The sequence below is a fragment of the Pseudoalteromonas sp. JC28 genome, assembly GCF_013319255.1.
GTDB lineage: Bacteria > Pseudomonadota > Gammaproteobacteria > Enterobacterales > Alteromonadaceae > Pseudoalteromonas.
The window spans coordinates 1-562 of sequence record NZ_QOKX01000037.1 but is presented as its reverse complement, the minus strand read 5'-3'; the positions used below and the strand labels follow the sequence as shown (position 1 = coordinate 562).

The window sequence follows — 562 nt, the reverse complement described above, 5'->3', positions numbered from 1 at the left end:
CTCTTACTGGCTTGACTAGGCTTATCGCAAGTTAGTACGTCCTTCATCGCCTCCAACTGCCAAGGCATCCACCGTGTACGCTTAGTCACTTAACCATACAACCCAAAATAGTTTTAAGTTGTACTGCTAAAGACAGTTTAACTTCGCCAGAAGTTAATATTGAATACTAAAGTAGACGCTAATTAATCATMRAAATGATTAATCGGCATTTTCTTTCGAAAACTCGATAAATAACWTTCGTTATCTATCAGAATTTAATTTTTCAGCTTTTCCAAATTTTTAAAGAGCAATATCACTTAGCCATCAGGCYAAGCAACAATCATCTGTGTGGACACTTCGAACAAATAAGTTCTAAATCGTATAAGGAGGTGATCCAGCCCCAGGTTCCCCTAGGGCTACCTTGTTACGACTTCACCCCAGTCATGAATCACTCCGTGGTGAACGTCCYCCCTAAGGTTAGACTATCCACTTCTGGAGCAACCCACTCCCATGGTGTGACGGGCGGTGTGTACAAGGCCCGGGAACGTATTCACCGCAACATTCTGATTTGCGATTACTAGCG

Annotated in this window: 2 rRNA genes; both read right to left on the bottom strand. The window is 42.5% G+C overall.

Annotated elements, in window-relative coordinates:
- Positions 1-95: ribosomal RNA gene (locus DS891_RS24340) — 23S ribosomal RNA — on the bottom strand; the annotation flags it as partial.
- Positions 96-361: 266 nt separating this feature from the next.
- Positions 362-562 (bottom strand): 16S ribosomal RNA (locus DS891_RS24335); the annotation flags it as partial.